1 protein-coding gene is annotated in these 1,243 nt (G+C 51.4%); it reads right to left on the bottom strand.

Going from position 1 to position 1,243, the window contains the following annotated elements:
* The coding region (locus tag CIK04_RS30705; RefSeq protein ID WP_325206041.1) for a reverse transcriptase domain-containing protein at window positions 1–512 on the bottom strand (512 nt) is incomplete at its 3' end.
* Window positions 513–1,243 lie beyond the last annotated feature (731 nt).

Raw genomic sequence — 1,243 nt, 5'->3', positions numbered from 1 at the left:
GCCAGCACGCTGCCGTCTGTGACTCGTGTTCGGATACTCCTCAAGATAAGTTCGTGGTCGAGCTTATCGAAGCACTTTGACAAGTCCATATCCACGACATGCTGCATACCATAACGACGGATGAACATGGTGGCTTTGTTTATGGCGTCGTGACAACTTCGATTTGGGCGGTATCCAAAGCTTGATGGATGGAACTGCTCTTCGAARATAGGGGTTAAGAGGTCGTTTAGGGTTTGTTGGACAACTCTGTCCCGAACTGTCGGGATGCCAAGCAATCTCRCTCCACCGCCGTCTTTCGGGATTTCTACCCGTCTGACCGGCTGTGGTTGGTACTGCTTGGTTTTGAGCTCAGAGAGGAGTTGGTCAAGGTTATCACTCAGATTTGAGGCGAAGTCGCTCAGRCTCTGCCTATCTATTCCGGCCGCGCCTTTCGCTTTACACACCTTTTTAAATCCTCTGTATAGTCGCTCTTTACTGAGCAAGTGACCGTACAGGCTGTAATAAACTCTCAACGTCTTCCCTTGGGTTGTGTGCTGTGTGGGGACARGATGCTTTCTTCAGTGTCGGTTTGTTTCRCTTTGCTGTTTAGCTTTCTAGCTCAATGGCAATTGACTAAAGTGAGCCAAAGTTACTCCCGTGCACGGTTTCTCGTTGTCGTCTTCTGCTTCCACAGGTGACCACGCCGGAATACCCCGATAGCGAATCGGTTTGGGTGCCACTAAAAAAAACATCTGCTCATCACAGACTTAAAGTGTACTTCCTCCCTTCGCAACACTCGCTTGCTTTTGGCAAAGCGGTGCCCCATCAGACGCGATGCTAATGGTCAGCTCGGTTTTCTCCTCCACGCCATTACTGGGCTTCTCAGGCCGAGCCTTACTCACTACTACGGATTCACCGAGACGTCGGACCGCTGCCACCTCACACCAACACGAGCCTTGGTTTTCACCTTGAACTCGTGCTTCCGGCGTTTGCCCGGATGTGGTGTCAGGCTTCCCCAGTTACTGCACTGGCTCCCTGTTAACAATGCCACCCTCAAGCACAGCATAGGTCTGACTGAGTATTGGGCTTTGCGATGTTTCGGACGCTTACCCACCTATGCTGCCGAAGCAGGTTCACTTACGTTGTGTACTGTTAACTTCCTATTGCTTCCTTCAGACYCTGCCGTTGGCCAGCAACGCCCTTGCAATTCGGATTATCTTCCCCTCAGTCAGGGCGATTCGGGCTTCTTTCAACCCGACGGGTT

It is taken from the genome of Vibrio sp. 03_296 (assembly GCF_002265885.1).
This window is presented reverse-complemented; position numbering and strand designations above follow the sequence as displayed.